The 1,724-nt window shown below is 68.3% G+C and carries 2 protein-coding genes; both read left to right on the forward strand.

Going from position 1 to position 1,724, the window contains the following annotated elements:
• The coding region (locus tag DBR23_RS12700) for a biotin/lipoyl-containing protein (RefSeq protein ID WP_108498489.1) at positions 1-1,429 on the forward strand (1,429 nt) is incomplete at its 5' end.
• Positions 1,426-1,724, forward strand: a 299-nt coding sequence (locus tag DBR23_RS30615; protein ID WP_369882111.1) for an acyl-CoA dehydrogenase family protein, incomplete at its 3' end; no start/stop codon positions are given. The genes DBR23_RS12700 and DBR23_RS30615, both read left to right, overlap by 4 nt.

Raw genomic sequence — 1,724 nt, forward strand, 5'->3', positions numbered from 1 at the left:
GGTCACCGACCTGGCGCAGTTGCCTGCTGCCCTGGCCGGTGCGCGGTCGGAGGCGCTTGGGGGTTTTGGCTGTGGCGACCTGCTCATCGAACGCGCACTGATGCAGCCGCGCCACGTGGAGGTGCAGATCTTTTCCGACGCTCACGGCGGATGCATCCACCTGGGCGAGCGCGATTGCTCGGTACAGCGCCGCCACCAGAAGATCATCGAAGAGTCCCCCAGCCCCGCCGTGGACGCCGCGCTGCGCGAGCGCATGGGCGCCTGCGCCGTGGCGCTGGCACAGGCCGCTGGCTATGTGGGTGCGGGCACGGTGGAATTCCTTCTGGATGGGGCTGAATTCTTCTTGATGGAGATGAACACCCGCCTGCAAGTGGAGCACCCTGTGACCGAAGCGCTCACGGGGCTGGACCTGGTGGAGTGGCAGATCCGAGTGGCTCGGGGCGAGCCGCTGCCGCTCACGCAAGATCAGGTGCATCTGCAAGGCCACGCCATCGAAGTGCGCCTGTGTGCCGAAGACGCGCACTTCCGCCCCCACACCGGCCGCGTGCTGCAGTTCAGCGCACCTCCAGCCACCGCGTTTGAGCGCTCGGCCATGGGCGCGCTGCGCTTTGACCATGCGCTGGAAGAGGGCGCCGAGGTCTCGCCCCACTACGACGCCATGCTGGGCAAGCTCATCGTGCACGCGCCCACGCGGGCCGAGGCTGTTGCCGCCCTGGTGCGCGCGCTGCAGGGCACCCGCGTGCTGGGTCTTCCCACCAACCGCGCGTTTCTGGCGGCGTGCCTGCAGCATCCGGTGTTTGCCAGCGGGCAGGCGCTGGTGCCGTTCCTGGCCGCACATGCCGCAGATTTGCAAGAATTGCTATTAAAAAAAGAGCTTAAAGCGCTTATCCAATGCGCGGTAGGGGCCATTTGTTCTTCAAAAATGTCGTCCGATCTGCCCTGTGCGCTCGCCCGCCCGATGCGCCTGCGCCACGAGGGCCAGGTGCATGCAGTGGCCGTGCGGGAGTTGGGCGGTGGGCGGCTGCTGGTGGAGCAGGCCGGGGCAGAACCTGTGGCTTTGCAACTGCCCCAGCGCGGTGTGCACTGCGTGGCGGTGGGCTCCCGACGCTGGCACTGGCAAACCGGTGGTGTGGATGGCTGGGTGGAAGACGCATCGTGGGAACCCGCTGCGCGCGCGGGTGCGGCGGGCGGTGCGGCAGAGCTGCGCGCCCCCTTCAACGGCAAAGTGGTCGCACTGCCTGTGGCCGCAGGCCAGGCGCTGGCGGCGGGCGACACCGTGGTGGTCATCGAATCCATGAAGCTCGAACACAGCCTGGCCAGCCCCGCAGCCGTCACGCTGGCCGAGTTGCTGGTAGCGCCCGGCCAGCAGGTTTCGCCCGGCCAGGTGCTGGCCCGCTTTGCACCCGCCACGCAAGGAGCACCCGCATGACCGCCACGTCCGATGCAAGTTCTGTGAGCGACGAAGACCGTACCGCCCTCGCCGACACCGTCACCCGTTTTGCCCGCACCGAGATCGCCCCGCATGTGGACGCGTGGGATACCGCCGGTGAATTCCCTCGTAGCCTGTACCGCCGCGCGGCCGACCTGGGCCTGCTGGGCCTGGGCTACCCAGAGCAGTACGGCGGCACGCCCGCCAGCTACCTGCTTCGCCTGCCACTGTGGCGCGCGCTCAGCCGCCACGGTGCCAGCGGCGGTGTGCTGGCCAGCTTGCTGTCGCACAACAT

The organism is Acidovorax sp. HMWF018 (assembly GCF_003061035.1).
Lineage (GTDB): Bacteria > Pseudomonadota > Gammaproteobacteria > Burkholderiales > Burkholderiaceae_C > Acidovorax > Acidovorax delafieldii.